Source organism: Rhodobium gokarnense (assembly GCF_025961475.1).
In the GTDB taxonomy this organism is placed as follows: Bacteria; Pseudomonadota; Alphaproteobacteria; order Rhizobiales; family Rhodobiaceae; genus Rhodobium; species Rhodobium gokarnense.
The window spans coordinates 1-25,925 of record NZ_JAOQNS010000018.1 but is presented as its reverse complement, the minus strand read 5'-3'; the positions used below and the strand labels follow the sequence as shown (position 1 = coordinate 25,925).

The 25,925-nt window shown below is 66.5% G+C and carries 21 protein-coding genes; 18 read left to right on the top strand and 3 right to left on the bottom strand.

The genetic code is table 11. From position 1 onward, the window contains the following. Positions 1-26: 26 nt before the first annotated feature. The 8 genes from mutM to M2319_RS22040 all read left to right on the top strand — a co-directional run bounded on the left by mutM (position 27) and on the right by M2319_RS22040 (position 8,931). The gene (gene mutM, locus M2319_RS22075) at positions 27-923 is read left to right on the top strand and encodes a bifunctional DNA-formamidopyrimidine glycosylase/DNA-(apurinic or apyrimidinic site) lyase (RefSeq protein ID WP_264603642.1); all 897 of its coding nucleotides are present in this window, start codon (positions 27-29) and stop codon (positions 921-923) included. A gap of 124 nt (positions 924-1,047) precedes the next feature. Then, entirely contained in the window at positions 1,048-1,821 is a 774-nt protein-coding gene (locus M2319_RS22070; protein WP_264603641.1) for an enoyl-CoA hydratase, read from the top strand. A gap of 214 nt (positions 1,822-2,035) precedes the next feature. Then, positions 2,036-2,302 carry a 30S ribosomal protein S20 gene (rpsT, locus tag M2319_RS22065; RefSeq protein ID WP_264603640.1) on the top strand — a complete coding sequence of 89 codons (267 nt, stop codon included), beginning with the start codon at positions 2,036-2,038 and terminating at the stop codon, positions 2,300-2,302. An 882-nt stretch (positions 2,303-3,184) separates the two neighbouring features. Further along, a complete protein-coding gene (gene dnaA / locus M2319_RS22060; protein WP_264603639.1) occupies positions 3,185-4,648 on the top strand; it encodes a chromosomal replication initiator protein DnaA in 1,464 nt (487 codons plus the stop codon). Positions 4,649-4,913: 265 nt separating this feature from the next. Further along, positions 4,914-6,032, top strand: coding sequence for a DNA polymerase III subunit beta (dnaN, locus tag M2319_RS22055; RefSeq protein ID WP_264603638.1), 1,119 nt, complete (start codon positions 4,914-4,916; stop codon positions 6,030-6,032). A gap of 49 nt (positions 6,033-6,081) precedes the next feature. Continuing rightward, positions 6,082-7,227 carry a DNA replication/repair protein RecF gene (recF, locus tag M2319_RS22050; RefSeq protein ID WP_264603637.1) on the top strand — a complete coding sequence of 382 codons (1,146 nt, stop codon included), beginning with the start codon at positions 6,082-6,084 and terminating at the stop codon, positions 7,225-7,227. 98 nt (positions 7,228-7,325) lie between these two features. Then, positions 7,326-8,216, top strand: coding sequence for a DMT family transporter (locus tag M2319_RS22045; RefSeq protein WP_264603636.1), 891 nt, complete (start codon positions 7,326-7,328; stop codon positions 8,214-8,216). 100 nt (positions 8,217-8,316) lie between these two features. After that, positions 8,317-8,931 (top strand): LysE family translocator, encoded by a 615-nt coding sequence (locus M2319_RS22040; protein WP_264603635.1) that lies wholly within the window; start codon positions 8,317-8,319, stop codon positions 8,929-8,931. Between the two features lie 21 nt (positions 8,932-8,952). On the opposite strand, the gene M2319_RS22035 is transcribed toward M2319_RS22040, so the two are convergent. Further along, the gene (locus tag M2319_RS22035) at positions 8,953-9,501 is read right to left on the bottom strand and encodes an MOSC domain-containing protein (protein WP_264603634.1); all 549 of its coding nucleotides are present in this window, start codon (positions 9,499-9,501) and stop codon (positions 8,953-8,955) included. A gap of 283 nt (positions 9,502-9,784) precedes the next feature. On the opposite strand from M2319_RS22035, the gene gyrB reads away from it, so the two are divergent. The 6 genes from gyrB to M2319_RS22005 all read left to right on the top strand — a co-directional run bounded on the left by gyrB (position 9,785) and on the right by M2319_RS22005 (position 16,372). After that, positions 9,785-12,226 carry a DNA topoisomerase (ATP-hydrolyzing) subunit B gene (gyrB, locus tag M2319_RS22030; protein ID WP_264603633.1) on the top strand — a complete coding sequence of 814 codons (2,442 nt, stop codon included), beginning with the start codon at positions 9,785-9,787 and terminating at the stop codon, positions 12,224-12,226. Positions 12,227-12,425: 199 nt separating this feature from the next. Beyond that, positions 12,426-12,749, top strand: coding sequence for a hypothetical protein (locus tag M2319_RS22025; protein ID WP_264603632.1), 324 nt, complete (start codon positions 12,426-12,428; stop codon positions 12,747-12,749). Positions 12,750-13,207: 458 nt separating this feature from the next. Continuing rightward, entirely contained in the window at positions 13,208-13,912 is a 705-nt protein-coding gene (locus M2319_RS22020; RefSeq protein WP_264603631.1) for a YfdX family protein, read from the top strand. Positions 13,913-14,150: 238 nt separating this feature from the next. Next, entirely contained in the window at positions 14,151-14,864 is a 714-nt protein-coding gene (locus M2319_RS22015; RefSeq protein WP_264603630.1) for an AzlC family ABC transporter permease, read from the top strand. Continuing rightward, entirely contained in the window at positions 14,857-15,186 is a 330-nt protein-coding gene (locus M2319_RS22010; RefSeq protein WP_264603629.1) for an AzlD domain-containing protein, read from the top strand. Before M2319_RS22015 ends, M2319_RS22010 begins: the two co-directional genes overlap by 8 nt. A 619-nt stretch (positions 15,187-15,805) precedes the next feature. Further along, complete coding sequence (locus M2319_RS22005; RefSeq protein ID WP_264603628.1) at positions 15,806-16,372, top strand: protease inhibitor Inh/omp19 family protein; 567 nt, start codon at positions 15,806-15,808, stop codon at positions 16,370-16,372. A gap of 50 nt (positions 16,373-16,422) precedes the next feature. Here M2319_RS22005 and M2319_RS22000 read toward each other — a convergent pair whose 3' ends face one another. Continuing rightward, entirely contained in the window at positions 16,423-17,820 is a 1,398-nt protein-coding gene (locus tag M2319_RS22000) for an MFS transporter (RefSeq protein WP_264603627.1), read from the bottom strand. A gap of 10 nt (positions 17,821-17,830) precedes the next feature. Then, on the bottom strand, positions 17,831-22,669 hold the full coding sequence (locus tag M2319_RS21995) for an NAD-glutamate dehydrogenase (protein ID WP_264603626.1): 4,839 nt from the start codon (positions 22,667-22,669) through the stop codon (positions 17,831-17,833). 227 nt (positions 22,670-22,896) lie between these two features. Between M2319_RS21995 and M2319_RS21990 the strand changes: the two genes are divergently transcribed. From M2319_RS21990 to leuD, 4 genes are all read left to right on the top strand, one after another. Beyond that, entirely contained in the window at positions 22,897-23,478 is a 582-nt protein-coding gene (locus M2319_RS21990; RefSeq protein WP_264603625.1) for a peroxidase-related enzyme, read from the top strand. A gap of 143 nt (positions 23,479-23,621) precedes the next feature. Then, a complete protein-coding gene (locus M2319_RS21985; RefSeq protein WP_264603624.1) occupies positions 23,622-24,137 on the top strand; it encodes a hypothetical protein in 516 nt (171 codons plus the stop codon). Positions 24,138-24,141: 4 nt separating this feature from the next. Beyond that, complete coding sequence (locus M2319_RS21980) at positions 24,142-24,744, top strand: DUF4893 domain-containing protein (RefSeq protein WP_264603623.1); 603 nt, start codon at positions 24,142-24,144, stop codon at positions 24,742-24,744. Positions 24,745-24,876: 132 nt separating this feature from the next. Further along, positions 24,877-25,482: a 3-isopropylmalate dehydratase small subunit gene (gene leuD, locus M2319_RS21975; protein ID WP_264603622.1), complete on the top strand. Its 606-nt coding sequence runs from the start codon at positions 24,877-24,879 to the stop codon at positions 25,480-25,482. Positions 25,483-25,925 lie beyond the last annotated feature (443 nt).

The following is a 25,925-nucleotide window of genomic DNA, read 5'->3' as shown; positions in this document are numbered from 1 at the left end:
CGAGGCAATCGAAAGGCGGAGGAAACGTGCCGGAACTTCCCGAGGTCGAGACGGTGAGGCGCGGGCTGCAGCCGGCGATGGAAGGCGCGCGGATCGTCCGCGTCGAACAGCGCCGGCCCGATCTGCGGTTTCCGTTCCCCACCGATTTCGTCGACAGGCTGACGGGTCAGGCCATCGTTTCCCTCGGCCGGCGGGCGAAATACCTGCTTGCGGACCTGTCGTCGGGAGACGTCCTCATCATGCATCTCGGCATGTCCGGCTCGTTCCGGGTGGAGACACCGGAGACCGCGCTCCTGCCGGGGTCCTTTCACATGGAGCGCAGCAAGTCGGCGGCGCACGACCATGTGGTCTTTCATCTCGCCGGGCCGGGGGCGCCGGACGGCACCGCCGTCATCTATAACGACCCGCGCCGCTTCGGCTTCATGACGCTCTGCCCACGGGCCGAACTCCACCGCCACCCGTTCTTTGCGGGGCTCGGGCCGGAGCCGACCGGCAATTCGCTGGACGCGGCAACGCTGGCGGCGGCCTGCTGGCACCGCAAGACGAGCCTCAAGGCCGCCCTCCTCGACCAGCGCATCATCGCCGGCCTCGGCAATATCTATGTGTGCGAGGCATTGTGGCGAGCGGGCCTGTCGCCGAAGCGCAGCGCCTCGTGCCTTGCCACCAAGGCCGGCGCGCCGAGCGTCAGGGCCGAGCGGCTGGTCGTCGCCATCCGCGAGACCATCGCCGATGCCATTGCCGCGGGCGGCTCATCTCTCAGGGACTACGTCCATGCCGACGGCTCGCTCGGCTATTTCCAGCATTCCTTTTCCGTCTATGACCGGGAGGGCACGCCCTGCCGGCACGAGGGCTGCACCGGCACCGTCCGGCGCATCGTCCAGTCCGGCCGCTCCAGCTTCTTCTGCCCGACCTGCCAGCGCTGAGGACCGGCGCGCGTCCGAGCCGAATTTGCGGAACCGGCCCCCGCGGCAGGCGTTGCAACGCGATGCGGGCTCGGATAGCTCTTTACTCAGAAGCGGAACCGCGCACCCCGGAGAGGAAGCAAACATGGCCTATGAGAACATCGTCGTAGAGACCCGCGGCAAGGTCGGGCTCATAACGCTGCACCGGCCGAAGGCGATGAACGCCCTCAATTCGGAGCTGATCGCGGAACTGACCAAGGCCCTCGATACGTTCGACGCCGACGAGAAGGTTGGCTGCGTCGTCATCACCGGGTCGGAAAAGGCGTTCGCCGCCGGCGCCGACATCAAGGAGATGTCGTCGCTGACCTATGTGGACGCCTACAAGGACGATTTCATCTCCACCTGGGACCGGGTGGCGCGCAACAGGAAGCCGGTGATCGCCGCGGTCGCCGGCTACGCGCTCGGCGGCGGCTGCGAGCTCGCCATGATGTGCGACATCATCATCGCCGCGGAAAACGCCAAGTTCGGCCAGCCGGAGATCACCCTCGGCGTCATGCCCGGCGCCGGCGGCACCCAGCGCCTGACCCGCTTCGTAGGCAAGTCGAAGGCGATGGAGATGTGCCTCACCGGCCGCATGATGTCGGCCGAGGAGGCGGAAAGCTCCGGCCTCGTCAGCCGCGTCCTGCCGCTCGACGAAATGCTCGACGACGCCCTGGCGGTCGCCGCCAAGATCGCCGACTTCTCGCTGCCGGCGGTGATGATGACCAAGGAGGCGGTCAACCGGGCCTATGAGACGACGCTCGCGGAGGGCACCCGCTTCGAGCGGCGGCTGTTCCATTCCCTGTTCGCCACCGAGGACCAGAAGGAAGGCATGCAGGCGTTCGTGGAAAAACGCTCGCCGCAGTTCCGCAATCGCTAGGGCCCGGACCGACAGCCCGAAACGGCGACCGGCGCGTGCTTTTTGGCCGGATTTCCCGGTTCCGATTGACGTTCCCCATGCGGCCAAGTATAAGCGCCGGGATCGGTGGCGGTGGACCCGCCGCCCATGGAACCTGTTGCGCCGCGACCATCGACATTATTGCGGGTGCCGGCGCAGCGTCTAACCGCAAATCGCACGGAATCGGGAAACACGCATGGCCAATACGGTCTCGGCCAAGAAAATGGCTCGCAAAATCGCGCGGCGCACGGAGATCAACAAATCCCGGCGCAGCCGCATGCGCAATTTTATCCGCAAGGTCGAAGAGGCCATCGCCGGCGGCGACAAGGCCGCCGCCAACGAGGCGCTGAGGCAGGCGGAGACGGAAATCATGCGCGCCGCCGGCAGCGGCGTGGTGCACAAGAATACCGCCTCGCGGAAAGTGTCGCGGCTGTCGGCGCGGGTGAAGGCGGTGGGTGCCTGAACCCTCCCCGCCCAACTGTCATAAAACCGTTTGAAACCCGGCGCCCAGCGCCGGGTTTTTCGTTTCCGGGCGAAAGAAAAGTTGTGTGATCCGGCAAAAGGCCTGGAACGATTCAACTTACGGTTGGTTGGGGCGACGTGTCATAAAAATCCAAAAGTTAACAAAGCGTTAAGCACCGGTCTTTTTGGAGGACTTCGATTCAGGCGGATTCGAGCTCCTCACGGGCGCCGCGGAAGCGATTTTTTTTGAAGAATTCGATACCGTAAACGTGCCATTTTTTCCGCGCCAGAATCCGTTGACTCCACAGGCGGAAATCGACCCGTCGCGACCCGTCGTCCCATCGCCGGGGTGATCCAAAATGGCTCAATTTCGCGGGTTTCAGAATCCTCACTGTTGCGGCGCCGGGGCCGATTGGCTAGCTTCAAGTCATCGGGGCTGGGGCTCCAGCGTCAACCACACATCGGGAAGTTTTCGAGGCCTATGTCGAGAGCAATGAATATCTATTGCCTAAAATCTAGACATCGAACACTTGTCGAACGGCGGCCCTCCTCCCGGGGCCGCGACCGCCGCTAACCAGCGGATCGGTTCGTCACGAATTCAACTTATACGGTTCATTCGGATCGTGCGACCTTGTCGCCGGCGTGGGGTATTCCCTGCGCTATCGACCAACGATGACACAAAAAACATGGTTGCCGAAAGGTAACCGGACGACCTTTTGAGAGCCGGCAAGATCGAGGCGGATCCCGGCACACAAGCAACGGCAGGCGGCGGACCCGGGCACCCGTGAAGGCGCCCCCGCAGCCGGCGAGGACGGATACGGCAGACCGGCAGCCGCGGCGGCGCACGGTCCTGCCGGCAGGCATGAAATGGAGGCTATCTGATATGGCACGAGCCGAAGAAACGGTTCCCTCGGGAGATCTGGACGACTGGTCCCGGGTGCGCCGACGGCTGCGCAGCGAGCTCGGCGAGGAGGTCTATACGAGCTGGTTCGAGCGGGTCGACCTGGAGGACCGTTCCAACGGGACGGTGCACCTGTCGGTGCCGACGCGGTTCCTGAAGCAGTGGATTCAGTCCCATTACGGCGACCGGCTGATCGGCCTGTGGCGCAGCGAATGCGAAGATATCCGCCGCATCGAGCTGACGGTGCGCGGCGCCACCCGTCCGCGCCAGACGCTTGCCCGCACCGCGGCCGGCCCGGAAGCGCGCTCGGCGGCCGTCGAGGCGGCAAAGCGCGGCGGCGCGGCAGTCCGCACCGAGGCCTCGCTGCGCAGCGAGAGCAGCCGGGCGGCCGAGCGCGCCGACAACGCCTTTTCCTCGCCGCTCGATCCGCGGCTGACCTTCGACAGCTTCATGGAAGGCGCCTCCAACACGCTGGCGCTGGCGGCGGCGCGGCAGATCGCGGCGGCCGCCCCGACCACCTACAATCCGCTCTATCTCTGCGCTTCCGTCGGCCTCGGCAAGACGCACCTGTTGCAGGCGATCGCCGCCGAGGCGCGCGCGGCAACGCCCGGACGCCGGGTCCTGTACCTGACCGCCGAGCACTTCATGTACCGCTTCGTGGCGGCGCTTCAGTCGCAGTCGGCGATCGCCTTCAAGGACGGGTTCCGGGGCATCGACCTCCTACTCATCGACGACTTGCAGTTCCTGCACGGGCCGCAGGTGCAGAAGGAGTTCTGCCACACCCTCAACGCCCTCATCGACGGCGCCCGGCAGGTGGTGGTTGCCGCCGACCGACCGCCCGTTGAGCTGGAATCCCTCGACGAGCGCGTCCGCTCGCGGCTGAACGGCGGGCTGCTGGCCCAGATATGCGCGCCGGACTACGGCTTGCGCCGGTCCATCCTGTCCCAGCGCATCGCGGCGGCCCGCAATGGCGGCGCCAGCCTTGCCGTCCCCGACGACGTCCTCGACTACGTTGCCCGGCACGTCACGGCCAATTCCCGCGACCTTGACGGCGCGGTCAACCGGCTGCTCGCCGCCAACCAGCTCACCGGCGCGCCGATCAGCCTGGAAATGGCCGAGATGTCGCTGCGCGACCTGGTCCGCGCCAAGGAGCGGCGGCGGGTGCGCATCGAGGACATCCAGCGCACCGTCTCCAAGCATTACAGCGTCACCCGCGACGACCTGACCTCGGCGCGGCGCAACCGGGCGATCGTCCGGCCGCGGCAGATCGCCATGTTCCTGGCCAAGGCGCTGACGCCGCGCTCGCTGCCGGAGATCGGCCGCCATTTCGGCGGCAGGGATCACACGACGGTCCTGCATGCGGTGCGCAAGATCGAGAATCTCGTGTCCACCGACAAGGCGGTGGCCGACGAGGTGGAGCTCCTGAAAAGGCTGCTCGACAACTGACCGCGAGGGAGATCGCAGCGCCCGAAAAGCGCCGCTTTCCCTTGAAACATCCCCGTTCCCGGCGCGCTCCGGACCCCGTTGCGCGGCCTGGCGAGATGCGGCGGACTGGAGGGCGCAACAGCGATGTTGCGCCCTCTTGCATATCGGACGCTTTAAGGGCAGTTTCGTCAGTCCCGTTACCCGAGGGTAGTGGCCGCAATCCCACGGCACGCGACCCCGCCTTCCGGCCGATATTCGAATAGTCGCCAAGTCTGGAATCGATCCCATGAAAGTCACACTCGAGCGGGCCGACTTGCTGAAGTCCCTCACCCATGTGCACCGCGTCGTGGAGCGGCGCAGCACCATCCCGATCCTGTCCAACGTGCTGATGCGCGCGGAAGGCGGCGAGATGCGGCTGAAGGCGACCGACCTCGACCTGGAAGTTTCGGAAACCGTGGCGGCGATGATCGAGCAGCCGGGGGCGACGACGATTCCGGCCCATATGCTCTACGACATCGTCCGCAAGCTGCCGGACGGCGCCGAGACGGTGCTGGAGACGGCCGGCGACGACAGCCTGATGACGCTGTCATCGGGGCGCTCGAATTTCAGCCTGCAGATGCTGCCGGAGACCGACTTTCCGGATCTGACCGCCGGCAGCTTCAGCCACTCCTTCGAGATCGACGCGCGCGAACTGAAGCGCCTCGTCGACCGCACCCAGTTCGCGATCTCCACCGAGGAGACGCGCTACTACCTCAACGGCATCTATTTCCATACCACCGAGCTGAACGGTGAAACCGTGCTGCGCGCGGTTGCCACCGACGGCCACCGGCTCGCCCAGGCCGACACCAGGGCGCCGGAAGGGGCCGCCGGCATGCCCGGCATCATCGTGCCGCGCAAGACCGTCGGCGAGATCCAGAAGCTCGTGGAAGACCCGGAAGCGACCGTCCAGGTCGAGCTGTCGGACGCCAAGATCCGCTTCACCATCGGTTCTGTGGTGCTGACCTCCAAGCTGATCGACGGCACCTTCCCGGACTATGCGCGGGTGATCCCGCAGAACAACGACAAGGAACTGATCGTCGACCGGGACCCCTTCAAGGAGGCGGTCGACCGCGTCTCGACGATCTCCTCGGAGCGCGGCCGGGCCGTGAAGCTGCAGCTTGCCGAGGGCCGGCTCGTGCTGACCGTCAACAATCCGGATTCCGGCAGCGCCACGGAAGAACTGGCCGTCGACTACGAGGCGGAGGACCTGGAGATCGGCTTCAATTCCCGCTATCTGCTCGACATCACCGCCCAGCTTGGCAGCGACACCATCGTCTTTCTCCTCGCCGATCCGGGCTCGCCGACGCTGATCCGTGACCAGGGCGACAAGAGCACGCTCTACGTCCTGATGCCGATGCGGGTGTGACGGCGAAACCGGCCTTCCCGCCGCTCGAAAGGGTCCTTGTGCACCGCCGATGACCTCACCCGGTGCCCTTTCCGTCACTGCCCTGAAGCTGACCGATTTCCGGAACTACGCCCGCCTGTCGCTGACGCCGGACGGCCGCCATGTGGTGCTTTGCGGCGAGAATGGCGCCGGCAAGACCAACATCCTGGAAGCACTGTCCTATCTCTCGCCCGGCCGCGGCCTCCGGCGGGCCCGGCTTGAGGACGTTTCGCGCCAGGGCGGCGCCGGCGGCTGGGCCGTTGCGGCGACGCTCCTTGGTGCTGCCGGCGAGACCGTCGTCGGCACCGGACTCGTCGCCGACGGGCCGGACCCGGAGCGCCAGCGCCGCATCCGCATCGACGGCACCACCGCGCGGAGCTCCGAAGAGCTGCTCGACGTTGCCCGCGTCCTGTGGCTGACGCCGGCGATGGACGGGCTCTTCACCGGCCCGGCCGGCGACCGGCGGCGCTTCCTCGACCGGCTGGTGCTGGCCATCGACCGCGACCATGCCCGCCGGGTCTCCTCGTTCGAAAAGGCGATGCGCGAACGCAACAAAGTGCTGGAAGAGGGCGGCCGCAGTTCCTGGCTCGACGGGCTGGAAGCGCAGATGGCCGAATACGCCGTCGCCGTCGCCGCCGCACGGGCCGAGCTTGCCGCCTGCTTCTCCCGGCTGATTTCCGCCCACCACGACCCCGAATCGCCGTTTCCCGATGCCGCGCTCACCCTTGACGGCGAGTTGGAGCGCGAGGTTTCCGGCCGTCCGGCCGTCGAGGTCGAGGACAGCTATCGCGAGACGCTTGCCGCCGCCCGGCCGCGCGACCGGACGGCCGGGCGGGCGCTCACCGGTCCCCACCGCAGCGACCTCCTGGTGCGCCACGGGCCGAAGGACATGGCGGCGGAGACCTGCTCCACCGGCGAGCAGAAGGCGCTGCTTCTCGGCCTCGTCCTTGCCCATGCGCGGCTGGTGGAGGAGATGACGGGACGGACGCCCCTCCTGCTCCTCGACGAGGTCGCCGCCCATCTCGACAGCCACCGGCGGGCCGGGCTCTTTGCCGCCCTCGACCGCCTCGGCGTCCAGGCCTGGATGACCGGCACGGACCTTTCCCTCTTTGCCGCCCTGGAGGACCGCGCCCAGCGGTTCGCCGTCCAGGACGGCACGGTCTCGGATGCCGCGTGATCCCTCGAAACAAACGGCGTGACGGCGCGCGCCGCTTGGCGTAATCAGCCGATTGATACCGTCTCGCGGCCCCGCCGCACCATCCTTCGGCCGATGCCATGACCTTCGAACTCGCCGCCCTTGCGGCCGCGCTCCTTTGGGCCTTCGGCGGGCTCCTCTCCGCCGGCCCGTCCCAGCACCTCGGCGCCATCGCCTTCAACCGGTTGCGCATGGCGATGGTCTTCGTCATGCTGGCCGTCGCCGCGACGCTCACCGGCGGCTGGGCGACGGTTTCCAGCGACCAGACCCTTGCCATCCTCGCCTCCGGCTTCATCGGCATCTTCCTCGGCGATACCGCACTCTTCCTCACGATGAACCGGCTCGGGCCGCGGCGCTCCGGCATCCTCTTTGCCCTCAACGCACCGCTCGCCGCGCTGCTCGGCTGGCTACTGCTCGGCGAGGTGCTGTCGGCGCGGGCCGTCACCGGCATAGCCCTGTCGGTGGTCGGCGTCGTCATGGCCATCGTCTTCGGCAAGCGCCGCTCGCAGCTTCACCAGTGGGAGACCATCCGCGGGCCGCTGTGGGTCGGCATCGGGCTCGGGCTCGCCTCGGCGCTCTCCCAGGCGCTCGGCTCGCTGATCGCCCGGCCGGTGATGGCGTCGGGCGCCGATCCGGTCGCTGTCTCGGCGATCCGCGTCGCCATCGGCGCCCTCGGCCTCACGCTCCTGATGCAGCTCCCGGTGCTGAAATTCCGCCAGCGGAACCCGATCAACGCCCGCATCGTCGGCCAGATCGCGCTCTCCGGCTTCGTTTCCATGGGCGTCGGCATGACGCTGGTGCTCTATGCGCTCTCCGGCGGGGAAGTCGGCATCATCTCCACGCTCTCCGCCACCTCGCCGGTGCTGATCCTGCCGCTGCTCTGGGTCCATACGGGCGAGCGGCCGTCGCTCTGGGCCTTCGTCGGCGCCGGCCTCGTCATCGCCGGCACGGCCCTGATCTTCCTCGATTGACCGGCCCGGGCAACATCGGACCGCAATAGGTCAGCCATATTGACTTTTTGCCGCGGGCGGCGCCTGATCGGGAACCTCACCTTCCATCCGGACCCCAGCCATGAGCTTTTTCGGGCTCGCCGTTTTCGTCGGCGTCTATTTTCTGGCGGTGATGACGCCGGGGCCGGGCGTCGTCGGCCTGATCGGCCATACGCTCGCCCACGGGCGGCGCGACGCGGTGCCCTATGTCGTCGGCATGGTGACCGGGAACCTCATCTGGTTCGCCTGTGCCGTTGGCGGCCTAGCCCTTATCGCCCAGACCTTCCATGCCGCGTTCGTGGCGATCAAATATCTGAGCATCGCCTATCTGCTCTATCTCGCTTTCAAGGCCTGGACGTCTGAGCCGCAGCCGAGGGCGAGCGTGCGGGCGGCCTCTCTCGGTTCGTCCTTGTCCGCCGCTTTCACGTCGCTCGCGATCACGCTCGGCAATCCCAAGACCATGGTCTTCTACCTCGCCATCCTGCCGACCGTCGTCGACCTGAAGACGCTGGAACTGGCCGATGCGCTCGCCTGCGGCGGCGCCATCGCCGTGGTGCTGCCGGCGGGCATGGCGGTCTATGTGTTTGCGGTCGACCGGGCCCGCGACCTGATGCGGTCCGGACGTGGGCTGCGGCTCGTCAACCGCATCGCCGGCACGGCGATGGCCGCTGCGGCGCTGACCATCGCCTCGCGCTGAGCACCTGCAACGTCAGCGCGGTCAGACCCGCTCAAGGGCAATATGCGGTTTCGGCGGCAGGGTGACCGCCACGGCATCGCCCGGCCGCACGGCACCGCCGGCAAGGACGATGCCCATGACGCCGGCCTTCAGGACCGGCCGGCCGGCGCCATCACGCCCGATCACCGCCCTCAGCAGTCCCTTTCGGAACCCGTCGATCTGGGCGCACGGATTGCGCAGGCCGGTGATCGCGACCACCGCCTCGGCGCCGATGGCAAGCCGCGTGCCGCGCGGCAGCGCCAGGAGATCGAGGCCGGCTGTGGTGATGTTCTCGCCGAGGTCGGCCGGCCCGACATCGAACCCCTTCTCCGCCAGTTCGGCGAAAAGCTCGGCATGGATGAGGTGGACCTGGCGCAAATTCGGCTGTGTCGGATCCTTCCTGACCCGCGAGCGGTGCTTGACCGTCACCCCGGCATGGGGGTCGCCGGCAACCCCCATGCCGGCAACGAGCGCGATCTCCGGCTGCAGCTCCTTTGAGAAGTCATGGCCGGCGCTGAGGGCGACGGCGATCACCTTTCCCTCGCCGGTCATCGGGCACCGCGCGCCGGGAGCCGGCCGGCGGCGGCCGCAAATGCCTCGTTTCGGGCCGTTTTCCGCTGTTCCAGGCGGCGCCGGGCGGGCGCTCGGTGGAGCCCGGTCCGCCCGTTCCTGCGGGCAAATGCGGCAGGAATGCGCCACAATTCACACAAAGCCATGATTCGCGCCTTTAACCCTTTGTTTTCATAACGGATTTCACGGGCTTTTTCGCGTGTAATCCGGGACTCGAACCCCTATATTGGAAGCGAATCATCGTGCCACAATCCAAGACGGTTTCATGACGGACGCTCACCAGAACGGCAACGGCAATGGCGGCGACTACGGCGCCGAATCCATCAAGGTTCTCAAAGGCCTCGATGCGGTGCGCAAGCGTCCGGGAATGTATATCGGCGACACCGACGACGGCTCGGGCCTGCACCACATGGTCTATGAGGTGGTCGACAACGCCATCGACGAGGCGCTGGCCGGCTGGGCCGATGCGGTCACCGTGACGCTGAACGCCGACGGCTCGGTCACCGTCACCGACAATGGCCGCGGCATCCCGACCGACATCCACGAGGGCGAGGGCGTCTCGGCGGCCGAGGTCATCATGACCCAGCTCCATGCGGGCGGGAAATTCGACCAGAACTCGTACAAGGTCTCCGGCGGCCTGCACGGCGTCGGCGTTTCCGTGGTCAATGCGCTCTCGGTGTGGCTGGAGCTGCGCATCTGGCGCAACGACCACGAACACACCATGCGCTTTACCGACGGCGTCGCGGACGCACCGCTCAAGGTGACCGGTGACGCGGCCGGCAAGAGCGGCACGGAGGTCACCTTCATGCCGTCGACCGAAACCTTCACTATGACGGATTTCGACTACGGCACGCTGGAGCACCGGCTGCGCGAGCTCGCCTTCCTTAATTCCGGCGTGCGCATCATCCTCACCGACAATCGCGGCGTTGAGTCCAAGAGCGAAGAACTGATGTATGAGGGCGGCCTGGAAGCCTTCGTGCGCTACCTGGACAAGGCCAAGCATCCGCTCGTTCCGGACCCGATTGCGATCCGCGCGGAGCGCGACGACGTCACCGTGGAGGCGGCGCTGTGGTGGAACAATTCCTACCACGAGAACGTGCTCTGCTTCACCAACAACATCCCGCAGCGCGACGGCGGCACGCACCTTGCCGGATTCCGCGGCGCGCTGACCCGCCAGGTCACCGGCTATGCGGAATCCTCCGGCATCGCCAAGCGGGAAAAGGTCTCGCTGACCGGCGAGGACTGCCGCGAGGGCCTCACCTGCGTCCTCTCCGTCAAGGTGCCGGACCCGAAATTCTCGTCCCAGACCAAGGACAAGCTGGTCTCGTCGGAAGTGCGGCCGGTCGTCGAAAGCGTCATCAACCAGGCGCTCGCGACCTGGTTCGAGGAGCATCCGGCGGAGGCCAAGACCATCGTCTCCAAGGTGGTGGAGGCCTCGGCCGCCCGCGAGGCGGCGCGCAAGGCGCGCGAGCTGACCCGGCGCAAGGGCGCCCTCGACGTCGCGTCCCTGCCCGGCAAGCTCGCCGACTGCCAGGAGCGCGATCCCTCGAAGGCCGAACTGTTCCTCGTTGAGGGCGATTCGGCCGGCGGCTCGGCCAAGCAGGGCCGCGACCGGGGAACCCAGGCCGTGCTGCCGCTGCGCGGCAAGATCCTCAACGTGGAGCGGGCGCGCTTCGACAAGATGCTGTCGAGCCAGGAAATCGGCACCATGATCACCGCGCTCGGCACCGGCATCGGCAAGGAAGAGCTCGACGTCAACAAGCTGCGCTACCACAAGATCATCATCATGACGGACGCCGACGTCGACGGCGCCCATATCCGCACGCTGCTGCTCACCTTCTTCTTCCGGCAGATGCCGGAGCTGATCGAGCGCGGCCACCTCTATATCGCCCAGCCGCCGCTGTTCAAAGTCAAGCGCGGCAACTCCGAGCAGTACCTGAAGGACGAGCGGGCGCTCGAGGATTATCTCATCGCCGGCGGCCTCAACGAGGCGGTGCTACAGCTCGCCACCGGCGAGACGCTGGCCGGCCCGGACCTTGAGACCGTCGTCACCCGCGGCCGCTCCCTCAAGGGCGTGCTGGACGGGCTCCATTCCCGCTACAATCGCGACGTGGTGGAGCAGGCCGCGATCGCCGGCGCGCTCGACCCGGAGGCCCTTGCCGATCCGGCAAAGGCGCGCGATGCGGCGGCCTATATCGCGCGGCGGCTCGACATCATCTCCGAGGAGACCGAGCGCGGCTGGACCGGCGAAGCGCGGGACGACGGCAGCCTCGTCTTTGAACGCACCGTGCGCGGCGTCAAGGAAGTGGCGACCATCGACACCGCCCTGATCGGCTCGGCCGATGCCCGCAAGCTCAACGCCAATGCCGACCACCTGAAGGAAATCTACGTCAAGGCGGCCACCCTCACGCGCAAGGACCTGAAGACCGAGATTCGCGGGCCCCGGGCCCTCGTCGACGCGGTCTTTGCCGCCGGTGGCAAGAACGTCTCGCTGCAGCGCTACAAGGGCCTTGGCGAGATGAACCCGGAGCAGCTCTGGGAGACCACCCTCGATCCGGACGCCCGCTCGCTGCTGCAGGTGCGCCTGAAGGAGGGCGAGGAAGCGGATGCGGAAATGGTGTTCTCCTCGCTGATGGGCGACGACGTGGAGCCGCGCCGCGAGTTCATCCAGGAAAACGCCCTCAGCGTCGCCAATCTGGACATCTGATCGCCCTTCGGCGGTTTCCGGGTTGTCGTTCTTCACATTGCCTTGAACGCGGCTTCCAGCGCCGTCAATGCCGTTGACGGCATCTGTATTACGTGTCTTCTATTTATTTTGCTGCTTATAGTTGTGTTTCCGGACCTCAAATTGCTGGACGAGCAGCCAAACCAGCAACAATGGGAGAGTCACGAAGATGCACAAAGGGATGTCATTTGCGCTGGCCCTTGCCGCCGGCGCCTTCGCATTCAGCGCCGAAACCGACGAGACGCTGGCGGCCGGCGTCTGCGATCAGATCAGCGCCACCTACAATTCCAACGCCTCGGCGGCACTCATCCTTGGGGCCGACGGGTCGACGCTCAATGGCGAAATGCTGAACGGAGGACGGCCGAATTTCTACGGCACCTGCACCGGCAACGGTGAGGTTTCGGTGAATATCACCGACGACCCGGGCTGCTGTACCGGCACCTTCGACGGCACGACGATCCAGTGGAGCAACGGCACGTCCTGGACCCGCAATCCGGTCCAGTAGTCTTAGAGCGTATTCCCGAACCGAAGGTCCGCGTCAGCGAACAGTGGGAACCGGTTTTCGGATAAGAATACGCTTCGAAACAAATGGTTGGAGCGTTTCGCGCGATTTCGAAATCGCCCGAACCGCTCTAACAGCGGACGGCGACCGCCTCCTTCGCCGTTCGCTCACCGGCCAGCCGGCTGGCGCGGAACGCCTTTCAATCAAAGGGCATTCCGTCCTTTCCTCCACGATACCGCCCCGGCAATGTTCGGCAGGGTGCCCGCACGCCCTTCCAACGCCGCCATTGGTCATTACCCATCTGTTTCAATTGGGATATTTTTGTTTCTTGCCGGTCCGGCTCGAAAACCTGTCGAAAACGTAATTCTCCGGACACTTTGTCGCAATCCGTGGTCCCCATATCAGCGATGTCCCAAGGGGACATCCCGATAAATCAATGACTTGAGGAAAGGATCACAGACATGAAAACGCGCAGGAACATGACGGCCGTCGCGCTTGCGGGCGCCCTTGCCGCACTTCCGGTGATCGCCGCGACCGCCGGCTACGCCGCCGACCAGAAGGCGGCGGAGGCAACGACGAAGGCCGCCGGCGCGGACGCCGTCGCCGCGGCCCTCGACACCAAGGACAAGAAGATCATCAAGACCGTCGACGAGGCCTATCGCGGCGTTCGCGAGGTCCGCGCCGCGCGGCTCGCCATCTTCAACGGCACGCCGGACGTGGCCACCGAATTCGTCGACAAGGCGGCGACCGACCTGAAGACGGCGCAGTCGTCCATGAAGGACTTTGCCGTCGCCACCACCAAGAAGGCGGCCGAGGGCGATGCCTACCTTCCCTTCGATTCCTCGCTGACGCTGGCCGAGGGGTTCGTGCCCACCGCCGACAAGGCCGAGACCGTAAAGAAGGCCAATGAGCACCTGGCCAAGGGTGACCACAAGAAGGCCGCGGAAGTTCTGCGCGAGGGCCGCATCGACGTCACCGTGTCGGCCGCGCTGATCCCGGCCAAGGCCAGTCTCGACCACGTCAAGGACGCGGTGAAGCTCCTCGGCGAGAAGAAATATTACGAGGCCAACCTGGCGCTGAAGGCGGTGGAAGACTCCGTCCTCGTGGAATCCTACAGCATCGACGGCGTCCCGCAGCAGGGCAGCGACACCACCGCCAACGGCTGAGCGAAGCCGACTGCCAACCTAACGTTCTCCCTGACAAAGGCCGGAACGATCGCCCCCAAGGGCCGCTCGCTCCGGCTTTTCCGTGTCTGACCTGCGCGCACTGTCGGGTCCGCAATCGGCGCGGTGCTGGACAGGACGGCGGCGGAACGCTACCGAAGGGATGAACTCCCAAAGAGACGTCCGACCGGCCAGGTGTCGCCGCGGCGTCCGCTTGCTTCGACCCGTTCTCCGGCTGCCCATGCTCCCTTCCGCCTTCCGATCGAGGCCGTTCCTTGCCGGCATCAAGGCCATTGCGCCGCTGGTGCCGCCGATGTTCGCCTTCGGCATGATCTCCGGTGTTGCCGCGGCCGATGCCGGCGTCTCCTTTGCCGCCGCGATGGCCATGGCTGTCGTCATCTTCGCCGGTGCGGCGCAGCTCGCGATCGCCCAGCTGATCAGCCAGGACGCCCTGCCGGTGGTCATCGTCGCCACGGCCTTCGTCATCAATCTGCGCTTTGCCATGTACAGCGCCTCGCTGGCGCCGCACCTGAAGCATTTGCCAGCGCCCAAGCGTGCCGGGCTCGCCTACATCCTCTCCGACCAGGCCTACGCCCTCAGCATCATCCGCATGACCTCCGCGGAGCATGGCGACGAGGAGCGCGGCCATCTTTTCCTGTTCGCCTGCGGGCTGATGGTCTGGCTGACCTGGCTGCCGGCAAGCATTGCCGGCTACGTCATCGGCGCCGGCATTCCGCCGAGCTGGGGGCTCGGCTTTGCCGTGCCGCTCTCGTTCATGGCGCTGCTCGTGCCGACCCTGAAGGACCGGCCGACGGTGGCGGCCGCGGCCGTCGGCGGCACCGTCGCGGTGATCGCCGGCGGGCTGCCCTACAATCTCGGCCTAGGCCTCGGCGCGCTCACCGGCATTGCCACCGGCTACCTCATGGAACGGCTGAGGGAGGCGCGAAATGGATAACGGGCCGGTCCTGTGGGCCGTGATTCTCGCCAGCGGCGCGCTCACCTTCGGCCTGCGCTGGTCGTTCATCCATGCACTCGGCGGCCGGGAGATCCCGCCGACGCTGATGCGGCTGCTACGCTACGTGCCGCCGGCGGTGCTGGCCGCGCTGGTCGTCCCGGCAATCCTGAGACCGGACGGGCCGATCGATTTTTCCCTCGACAACCACCGCCTGATCGCCGGCGCCTTCGCGCTCATCGCCGCGGTCGCCACGAGGAGCGTTTTCGGCACGCTCGCCGTCGGCATGGGCGCATTGTGGATCGTGAACTACCTTTTCCCGTAAAAATCGCCAAAAATTGTATCTGATTTATTTTCTGCATATTATGTATTCAATGCATTCATGTTTCGAAATGGAACATCGAAAAGCTGCGCGGTCGGTACCCTCGAAATCCCTGCCAGATAGCTTTGAGAACAGGAGTGATTCGCTATTCGTTTGTTTTAACGACCGGAATCGTTCCCTCGACGAACGCCCTCCGGCCGCGGCGCGACTCTCCCGGACGGTCCCCGTGGCCCACGCGCGGGTCCGATCCGGTCCGGACGGTGCGCAAGGTCGGCGCCGAAAAATCCATATGTGATCTGCTGTAATGTTTGCGATTGGCACCGGTGTATACACTGCGTAACGCCGTGTTCCGGGCCGGCCGATCGCGTGGCAGGGGTCGCAAAAGCTGATTCCGCCCGACGTCCTTTTGCCCGGTTGATCGCCGGCGGCACCCTCCGGCGGAGCACTTGCCGTCTGCGGGCAGCGCTGTAAGTCAGGCGAAAGGCTGTTGCCTCCGGGCAACGGTCGCCGGTCGATTGGACCGGAAATTGTGCGGGCCGGTTCCGGTTAACCGCAAATTTGCCTTAATCGGCGTAAAGCGGTCTACACTTGTCATTCACAGACTGCCCTTGGGAGCAATATGATGCGGCGCCCGGTTTTCGTCCTTCTCGCCCTCGCCCTTTCGCTGGGCGCCTGCCAGCGTCTCGGCTGGGGCTCCAGCGTCGATCCGCTGCCGGCAAGCCCGACCCAGCCGGTGTCCTCCGGGGCGCTCGCGCCCGTCGACCTCGTGCCGCCGGATCGCGCCACCGACGCCAATGGCCAGCCCCTGCCGCCCGTCGACGGCGAAACCGCGGACGGCATGCCCGCCGAGGGCACCGACGTCGCCTCCGCCGGCCCCGTCGTCCCGGCCGAGCCGGCCGGCAGCCAGGAGGTCGGCCGCACCGACATGCTCGGCGGCTGGTCCGTTGCCTCCGGCGGCGACCGCTGCCAGCTCTTCATGACGCTGACCACCTGGTCCGGCGGCTACCGCGCCAGCACCCGCGGCTGCGGCAGCGAGACGCTGAAGACGATCTCGGCCTGGGACCTCAACGGCAAGCAGGTGATCCTGAAGGACAAGGGCGGCGAGCGCATCGCCACGCTCTATTCCAACGGCGCCGAACGCTTTAACGGCCAGACCGTCGGCGGCAGCGCCATTTCGGTTTCGCGCTAAGCAAAGATCGGCCGGCCCGCTTGAATGCGGGCTGTGCCCCCGGCCTCGGCCTACTCCGTCGGCTCGGTCCTGACCATAACAAGCAGCACGGCGCCGACGATAAAGAACGCCACCAGCACGGAAATGCCGATGCGCTGGCTGCCGGAGAGCGCCGTGAGCGCTCCGACGGCGAACGGCCCCATGAAGCTCGTCAGCTTGCCGGAGAGCGCAAAGAGCCCGAAGAACTGGGTCAGCCGCTCGCGCGGCGCGACACGGACCAGCAGCGTGCGCGAGGCCGACTGCAGCGGTCCGGCCGCAGCCCCGATCAGCCCGCCGAGCAGCATGTAGGCCATCTCCGGGACGCTCGCGAAAAGCCCGTCGACGGCGTCGGACGGCACGGTCTCCACCACGAAAAGAATATGGCTGCGGTCGACGGAGAGGATGCCGATCGCGCTGACGATGAGGAGCGCGATCGCGGTCAGCACCACGGGCTTCGGCCCGATGAGGTCGTCGAACCGCCCGCCGATGACCGCGCCTATGGTGCCGGCGATGGTCAGCCAGATGCCGAAGATGCCGATCTCGATGGTCGACCAGCCGAAGACGCCGGTGCCGTAGATGCCGCCGAAGGCGAACAGCGCGACGAGGCCGTCCGTGTAGGTCATGTGGGCGATGAGGTAGGTGAAGGCGTTGCGGTAGTGCTTCAGGTCGCGGACGGTGCCGATCAGCTCGCGAAAGCCGATGCCGATGGAGGCCCGAAAACCCGCCTTCCGGCTGCCGTCGGGCGTGAAAAGAAAGAGCGGCAGGATGAAGACGACGTACCAGATCGCCGTGAACGGGCCGGAGGCGCGGTCGCCCTCGTGGGTTGCCGGGTCGAGGCCGAGGATCGGGGTCAGGCCGAAAAGGGTCTCGCCGCTCTCCGGCCGTGCGGCGATGAAGCCGAGTACGATGACGAGGGTGATGAGCCCGCCGACATAGCCGACGGCCCATCCGGTGCCGGACAGTCGGCCGAGTTTTTCGGTCGGCACCAGGTCCGGCATCATGGCGTTGGTGAAGACGGTGGCGAACTCCACGCCGACCGTGCCGATGACGAAGGCGGTGAGCACGATGAGGACGGCGGCCTCGTCGCCCGGCCTTCCCCACCACAGCATCAGGGCGCCGATGACGACGGCGAGCGAGAAGCCGAAGATCCAGGGCTTTCGCCGCCCGCCGGCGTCCGCCACCGCGCCAAGGACGGGCGACAGGACCGCGATGATGGCGCCTGCAATGCCGGTCGCCAGTCCCCACCAGGCCTGGCCGTCGGCCGGGGTCGCGGCGATCGCGGAGACGAAATAGGGCCCGTAGACGAAGGTCGTGACCAGCGTGAACCAGGGCTGGGCGGCGAGATCGAACAACAGCCAGCCGGCAATCGCCGGACGGCTCGCGGTGCCAACAGGCGCCGCGGCAAGACTCGCCCCCCGTCCCGGCTTCATTCCATGATCCTCACAGTTCGGCCAGGTCGGCCAAAAGGCTTGCGGCGACGGCAAAGCGCGAAACGGTCAGGTCGCCGCTTTCGGTGATGCTGGTGACGGTCTGGTTGGTGCGCTCCACCTCGTGGCGGCGCTCGCCGACCCAACTGTCGAAGGGATCGCCGGTGCCGCTTGCGGTCAACACCCCTTCCGCGATCCTGCGGTGGGCGCGACCGAGGGTCTGGCGCGCCCGGTCGAGGGCAAGGCCGTCATAGTAGTCGCGGATGTCGAGGGTGCGGGACAGCTCCTCCAGCCGGCCGATGCGGAAATAGCCGCCGACGCGGAAATAGACCGCCGCGGCATCCTTCAACGTCTCGTCCGTCGCCTCGGCGACGAGGATGATGTCCGGCACGGTGGCGATCGCCGGCAGGCGCGACAGCCTGACGGCAAGCTCTTCCGGCACGCCGGCATCGGTCCATTCGGCCGCCTGTGCGGTGACGCTTTCCAGGGCGCCCTCCGGCAGCACGCCGTCGATCTCGCCGGACAGGGCCTTCAGGCCGGAGGAGAAGCGTTCGACGACGGCGGCGATGCCGTCCTTGCAGGCGACGTTGCGCAGGAACCAGACGGTCTCTTCCAGGAGGAGGTCCTGCACGGCCATGTAGAGCGAGAGCTGCACGGCGCCCGGCACCTCGTTGTCGAGGGCGTCGATCGCCTCGATCAGGCCGCCGACGTCGAAGGCATCGCGCACGGCGGCAAAGCTCTGGGCGATCTCGCCCGGCGCGGCGCCGGTCTGGTCGCCGATGCGGACCATGAAGGTCGGCCCGCCGCGGTTGATCATGGAGTTGGCGAGTACCGTCGCGATGATCTCGCGGCGCAGCCGGTGGCCGGCGATTTCCTCGCGGTAGTCGTCCTGCATGAGCTGCGGGAAATAGCGGACGAGCTCGCGCGCGAGGTACTCGTCGTCCGGCACCCGGCTCTGCACCAGATCGTCGAACAGGGTGATCTTGGCATAGGCGATCAGCACGGCGATCTCGGCCCGGGTCAGCGGCCGGCCGTCCTTTTCCCGCTCGGCAAGCGCGGCATCGTCGGGCAGTTGCTCCACGTCGCGGTCGAGGAGGCCGCGGGATTCGAGCTGCTGCATCAGCCGGCGCTGGAAGCCAAAGTCCTCGAAGCGCCGGCGTTCGGCAAGCGACAGGGAGAGGGTCTGCAGGTAGTTGTTGCGCAGGACGAGGGCGGCGACCTCCTCGGTCATGGTGACCAGCAGCCGGTTGCGCTTCCTCAAATCGAGCTTGCCGGCGCGCATCGCCGCCCGGAACGCGATCTTGATGTTGACCTCCACGTCGGAGGAATTGACGCCGCCGGAATTGTCGATGGCGTCGGAGTTGCAGCGCCCGCCCCGCATGCCGAACTCGATGCGGGCCTTCTGGGTCATGCCGAGATTGGCGCCCTCGCCGACCACCTTGCAGCCGAACTGGCGCGCGGTGACGCGGATGGCGTCGTTGGCGCGGTCGCCGACCTCCGCATCGCTCTCGCCGGAGCCGCGGACATAGGTGCCGATGCCGCCGAACCAGAACAGGTCGACCGGCGCCCGAAGGATGGCGTTGAGGACCTCCTGCGGCGTCGCCTTGGTCTTGGCGAGCCCGAGAAGGTCCTGGATTTCCTTCGACAGCGTGATCGACTTCAGTTGCCGGGAGAACACGCCGCCGCCCTTGGAGATGAGGCTGGTGTCGTAGTCCTGCCAGCTCGATCGGCCGAGCTTGAAGAGGCGTTCGCGCTCCGTGAAGCTTGTCTCCGGATCGGGGCTCGGATCGATGAAGATGTCGCGGTGGTCGAAGGCGGCGACGACCTTGAGGGCACGCGACAGAAGCATGCCGTTGCCGAAGACGTCGCCGGACATGTCGCCGACGCCGGCGACCGTGACCGGTGTCGTCTGGATGTCGATGTCCATCTCGCGGAAGTGCCGCTTGACGGCCTCCCAGGCGCCGCGGGCGGTGATGCCCATCTTCTTGTGGTCGTAGCCGGCCGAGCCGCCGGAGGCAAAGGCATCGCTGAGCCAGAAATTCTTGGCGTCGGCGATGGCGTTGGCGGTGTCGGAAAAGGTCGCCGTGCCCTTGTCGGCGGCGACCACCAGATAGGGATCGTCGCCGTCATGGCGCACCACCCGGTAGGGCGGCACGACGACGTCGCCGTCGAGGTTGTCGGTGATGTCGAGGAGGCTTGAGACGAAGATCTTGTAGGCGGCGGTGCCTTCCTTGAAGATCTCGTCGCGGTTGCCCGTCTCCGGCAGCATCTTCGGCACGAAGCCGCCCTTGGAGCCGACCGGCACGATGACCGCGTTCTTGACCTGCTGGGCCTTGACGAGGCCGAGCACCTCGGTGCGGAAGTCCTGCGGCCGGTCGGACCATCTGAGGCCGCCCCGGGCGACGAGGCCGAAGCGCAGGTGGACGCCCTCGATGCGCGGCGAATAGACGAAGATCTCGCGGAACGGCCGCGGCTCGGGAACCTCTTCGAGCTGGCGCGGATTGAGCTTGATGGAGATCGTCGGCTTCGGCGCGCCGTGGCTGTCGGTCTGGAAGAAGCTGGTCCTCAGACACGCGCCGATCAGGTTGACGAAGCGGCGCAGGATGCGGTCGTCGTCGAGGCTGGCGACATCCTCCAGCGACGAGGTAATCTCCTGCTCGATGCGGAGCGAGCCGAGGGAGCGGTCGGAATCCTCCATCTCCGGGTCGAAGCGATGGTGGAACAGCTCGACGATGCGCCGGGTAAGCTCCGGATAGCGGTTGAAGGCGCCCCACATATAGCCTTGCGAATAGGGGATGCGGACCTGGCGCAGATAGCGCGACAGGGTCCGCAGCATGGCGATGTCGCGCCAGTTGAGGTCGGCGTTGAGGACGAGCGCGTTGTAGCCGTCGCTTTCCGCCTCCTGGTTCCAGACGGCGAGGAACATCGCCTCCAGCCGGTCGTCCAGCTCATCGGTGAAGTGGATGTCGGCGCCGCCGCGGCGCTCCAGCATCATGTCGTGGAGATAGATCGCCGGCACGCCGTTGCCGGGCGTGATCTCGTGGGTGCGCTCGTTGATGACCCGGAAGCCCATGGCCTCCAGGATCGGCACCCGCTCCGACAGCGGGATCGGCTTTTCCGCATTGTAGAGCTTGAGGCCGATGCGGTTGGCGGCCGTTCCCTCGCGGCGGTAGAAGTCGACGCCGGTGCGGCGCTTGCCGTAGAGGGTCTCGATGATCTCGATGTCGCGTTCGGCCGCGGTGATCGAATAGGTCTCGCGATAGCCGGCGGAGAACGCGTCCATATATTTGCGCGTCAGCTCCAGGGTCGCTTCGGGATCGTGGGTCTCGCGGATGGCGCTGCGGAACTTGTCGGCCCAGGTGCGCACCAGCTCGGTGATCGCCGCTTCCAGCTCCTCGCGCGGCGGGTTCGGGGTCTCGCCCGAATAGCGCCCGACAATCATGTGGACGCGGGCAAGGCCGTTTTCCAGGAAGGTGACGTTCCACGCCGAGAGCCGGCCGTCATAGGCCTCGCAGAGCATCGCCGACATCTTGCGGCGCACTTCGGTCGTGTAGTGGTCGCGCGGCGTATAGATCAGGATGGAGACGAAGCGGTCGAACTTGTCGAGCCGGACAAGGAGGCGCACCCGCGGCCGCTCGTAGAGCTCCAGGATATCGACGGCGTTGTCGTAAAGGGTTTCAAGGTCGATCTGGAACAGCTCGTCGCGCGGATAGAATTCCAGCACGTTGAGCAGCGCCTTGCCGGAATGGCTCGCTTCCCCGTAGCCGGCGCGCGACAGGATCTGGTCGACCTTGCGCCTCAGATACGGAATGCGGCGCGTGGAGCGGATATAGGCGGTGGAGGTGAAGAGGCCGACGACGCGCAGTTCGCCGGCGAGCGAGCCGTCGTCGTGGAAGGTCTTGATGCCGATATAGTCCATGTGGACGCGGCGGTGGATGCGCGAGCGCACATTGGCCTTGGTGATGATGAGGGCTTCCGGCCGCATCAGGAAGTCGCGGATTTCCGGCGTCATCGTCACCATCTCGGTGCCGCGCCGGAGGACGAAGACGTTGGGGTCGCGCAGGAGCCCGAGGCCGGGCACCTCGGCGCTGGCCATCTCGCCGGCTTCCGTCTCGTCGGAATAGACGTAGTCGCGCATGCCGAGGAAGGTGAAGTTGTCGTCGCGCAGCCATTCCAGGAACTGGATCGCCTCGGCGAGGTCGTCGACCGGGATCGGCGGCGGCGTCTCCTTATAGGCGGCGATGGTCGTCTCCAGCCGCGCCAGCATCTTCTGCCAGTCCTCGACGGAGCGGCGCACCTCGGCGAGCAGCGTGTCGAGCTTCTGCACCAGCTCGTCGCGCTCGTTGCGCGAATCGATGCGCGCCACATGGACCTGGATGTGGCTCTCCTGCATCGCCTTGACCGAGCCGCCGGCGGTGACCGGCCCGTTGAAGGCGGTGAGCTTGCCCTTGCCGTCGCGGGAGACGTCGAGGATCGGATGGAGGACCAGGTGCAGGTCGACGCCGGAGTCCTTCAACTCGCCCATCACCGAATCGACCAGGAACGGCATGTTGTCGTTGACGAGCTCGACGACGGTGACCTTGCGCGCGGCGGAGCCGGCATCGCCGAAATCGGGATTGTAGACCTGGACCTTGTGCTCGCCGGCCTTTCGCGAGGCGGAGAATTTCCAGCTTTCCAGCGTGAAGTCGATCAGTTCCTCAGCGGAATAGGCAACGACGTCCTCGGCGGCGCCGTGCTCGAACAGCGCCTCACAGAAGGCGGCAAGCTCGGCGCCGGACTTCTTGCGCTTGGCAAGCAGCGCATAGGCCTCGTCGATCCGCGCGACCTTTTCCCTGTCCCGCCTGTCGGGCATCGCATTTCCTCCTATGCTGCCGTTTTAACCGGCATTTTCCCCAAACGAACGCCCACTGTCAGGGAAAGACCCTAACCGAATGATGAAGCATCGCACAGTACCGCACGGGGCGATTTCCACTGATCGGGGGTGGATACAGGTGATATAACCGCGGCTTAGGGCGTTTCGCCTGTTTCGAAGCGCTCCAAAAAGCCAGTTTTCGGGAAACGCCGCAAGGAGACGGGACCATGGACAAGACCAACGCGGAAGACGAATCCGTCATCGCCCTCGACCTGCCGATGGCAGAGCTCGGCGACGACACCAAAGCCTATTTCGACAAGTGCCAGGAAAAGCTCGGGCTGATCCCGAACGTCCTCAAGGCCTATGCCTTCGACGAGGCGAAACTGAAGGCCTTTTCCACCTTCTACAACGACCTGATGCTGGGCCCGTCCGGCCTTTCCAAGCTGGAGCGGGAGATGATCGCGGTCGCCGTCTCCTCCCAGAACCACTGCTACTACTGCCTGACGGCGCATGGCGCGACGGTGCGCGAGCTGTCCGGCTCACCGGAACTCGGCGAGCAGATGGTGATGAACTACCGGGCGGCGGAGCTTTCGGAACGCCACCGGGCGATGCTCGATTTCGCCGTGCTCCTCACCGAGCGGCCCGACGACGTCGACGATGCCGACCGGGAGGGCCTGCGCGATGCCGGCTTTTCGGAACGGGACATCTGGGACATCGCCGCGGTGGCCGCCTTCTTCAACATGACCAACCGGGTGGCGGCGGCGACCGACATGCGGCCGAACCCGGAATACCACGCGCAGGCGCGTTGACGGGCGATCCGTACCGGCAGGGGTTTGTGTGGTTTTCGCCACGGTTTCTGCCGGCTTCGGGCGGGACAACATGGCCGCTTCATGTGGAGGCGGTAAGCGGTTAAGGTCTTTGCAAAGTTGTTGTCAGCCGTCGGGAGATCGGCATGGAAAACTATTTTGTCGGATTACTGGAAACCGGTGAATGGAAATGGCTGGCGGTGGTCGCCATCGGCATTTTCATCGTCGTCGCCACCATTCTCGTCAGCCTCCTCAGGGGCTTCACCTGGGCCGCACTGCTGGCCCTCATTCTCGGCGCCGCGATGACGGCCGCGCCGATCATCGTGCCCTCCTTCCTGCCGGTAAAGCCGCTGGTCAAGAAGGAGCCGGCGGCCGATGCCGCCGCCCGCGGCCTGGCGCTCGCCAACCAGCGGGCGCTCGCCGACCTCGTCAAGGCGCAGGCGGAGGCAGAAGCCGCCCTCAACGCCCTCACCGGGGCGCTCTCCAAGCTCGGCGCCAACGACGCCCGGCCGGCCGAGACGCCGCCGGCGGAGGTCACGGCCGAGCTTGCCGCCTTCGCCGCCCGGCTGGAGAGCCTGAAGACGGCTACCGACGCGGCTGAACAATCGGTCGGGGCCGCGGCGAGCGAGGCTGGAAGCCTTGCCGTTCCGGCGGCGGAGTAGCCGGATGCGGGGCGCTCGTGCAGTCGCACTTGCCTTTGTTACGGCCGTCCTTCTTGCGGTTTCGGCAGTCCTGCCGGCGGTGCGGGCCGCCGACGGGCTGGTCGACGCGCTCACCAAGCGCGACCGCGAGCGGCTCGCCGCCTTCGACGAAGCCCGGGCGAGCGCGATCGCCGAGGCCCGCAAGGGCGGCGATGCGGCCGAGGTGGCCGTCCTCGACGGCATCCTTGCCGGCGGCAGCCTGCCGCTCGACGACGCCGGGCTCACCGGCCGCTGGCGCTGCCGCACGGCAAAGCTCGGCGGCAACCTGCCGCTCGTCGTCTATGGCTGGTTCGCGTGCCGCATCGATGCGAAAAAGGGCGCGCTGACGCTCACAAAGACCTCGGGCTCCCAGCGCACCTCCGGCCGCTTTTTCGACGACGGCGGCGGCCGCAGGATCTATCTCGGTGCCGGCCACTATTCGGACGAAAAGCCGAAGGCGCACGGTGCCGACGCCGACCGCGACGAGGTCGCCGTCCTGGTGCGCCCGGACGCCAAGCGCCTCAGGCTGGAATTCCCGCTGCCGCGCTATGAATCCCGTTTCGACATCCTGGAATTGCAGCGGCGCTGACGGCTCGCGGCAAAACTCGCGCAATTCGACCGATTCCGGGGCCCGGCACTTGACCGCGCCTGCCGATCCGGTAGACAAACTTTCGTCCGGCGCGCGCCCTGGCGCCGCGAACCCCGAATTGATGAGCGATCGATGGAAAAGTTCACGACCCTGACGTCCGTTGCGGCGCCCCTGAAGATGATCAATGTCGACACCGACATGATCATTCCCAAGCAGTTCCTGAAGACGATCAAGCGCACCGGCCTCGGCGCCGCGCTGTTCCACGAGCTGCGCACGGACGCCGATGGCAACGAGGATCCGTCCTTCGTGCTCAACCAGCCGGCCTACAAGAACGCCGAGATCCTGGTCGCCGGCAACAATTTCGGCTGCGGGTCGAGCCGCGAGCACGCGCCCTGGGCGCTGCTCGACTACGGCATCCGCTGCGTGATCTCCACCAGCTTCGCCGACATCTTCTACAACAACTGCTTCAAGAACGGCATCCTGCCGATCCGGGTCAGCCAGGAAGAACTCGACAAGCTCTTTGAGGACGCCGAGCGCGGCGCCAACGCGACGGTTACCGTCGACCTGGAAGCCCAGGAAATCCGCGGCCCGGACGGCGGCGTCATCCATTTCCAGATCGACCCGTTCCGCAAGCACTGCCTGCTCAACGGCCTCGACGACATCGGCCTGACGCTGGAAAAGGCCGACAGCATTTCGGCCTTTGAGGCCAAGACGGCCGAACGGCATCCCTGGTTGTAGGTTTTTTTCTGTCTCGCGGCTGAGCGCTCGCTATCGCTCGCTAGCCTCCGACGGGGCGGCGCATGAGCGCCGGCGGCCGGTCGGCCTTGCGAGCCCGTCGGGCCCGATGTTTCGCTCACGCCGAGTTCACTGCGTTCGCCGGCTCCGCGGGGGCGGCGCATCGGCGCCGACGGCCGGTCGGCCTTGCGAGCCCTGCGGGCTCGATGTTTCGCTCACGCCGAGCTCACTGCGTTCGCCGGCTCCGCGGGGGCGGCGCATGAGCGCCGGCGGCCGGTTGGCCTTGCGACGCTTCACGGCATCGGTTGGGCTCGCCGCCTCACGCCCCGCTCAGGCGTCATCCCGGGTCAAGTGTATGTCCCGGGGAGATGGCTTACAGCGTTCGGGGAGATGGTTGACAGTTTTGGCATGGATAGGCGGAGGAGGCCGACATGCCATGGCGGGAG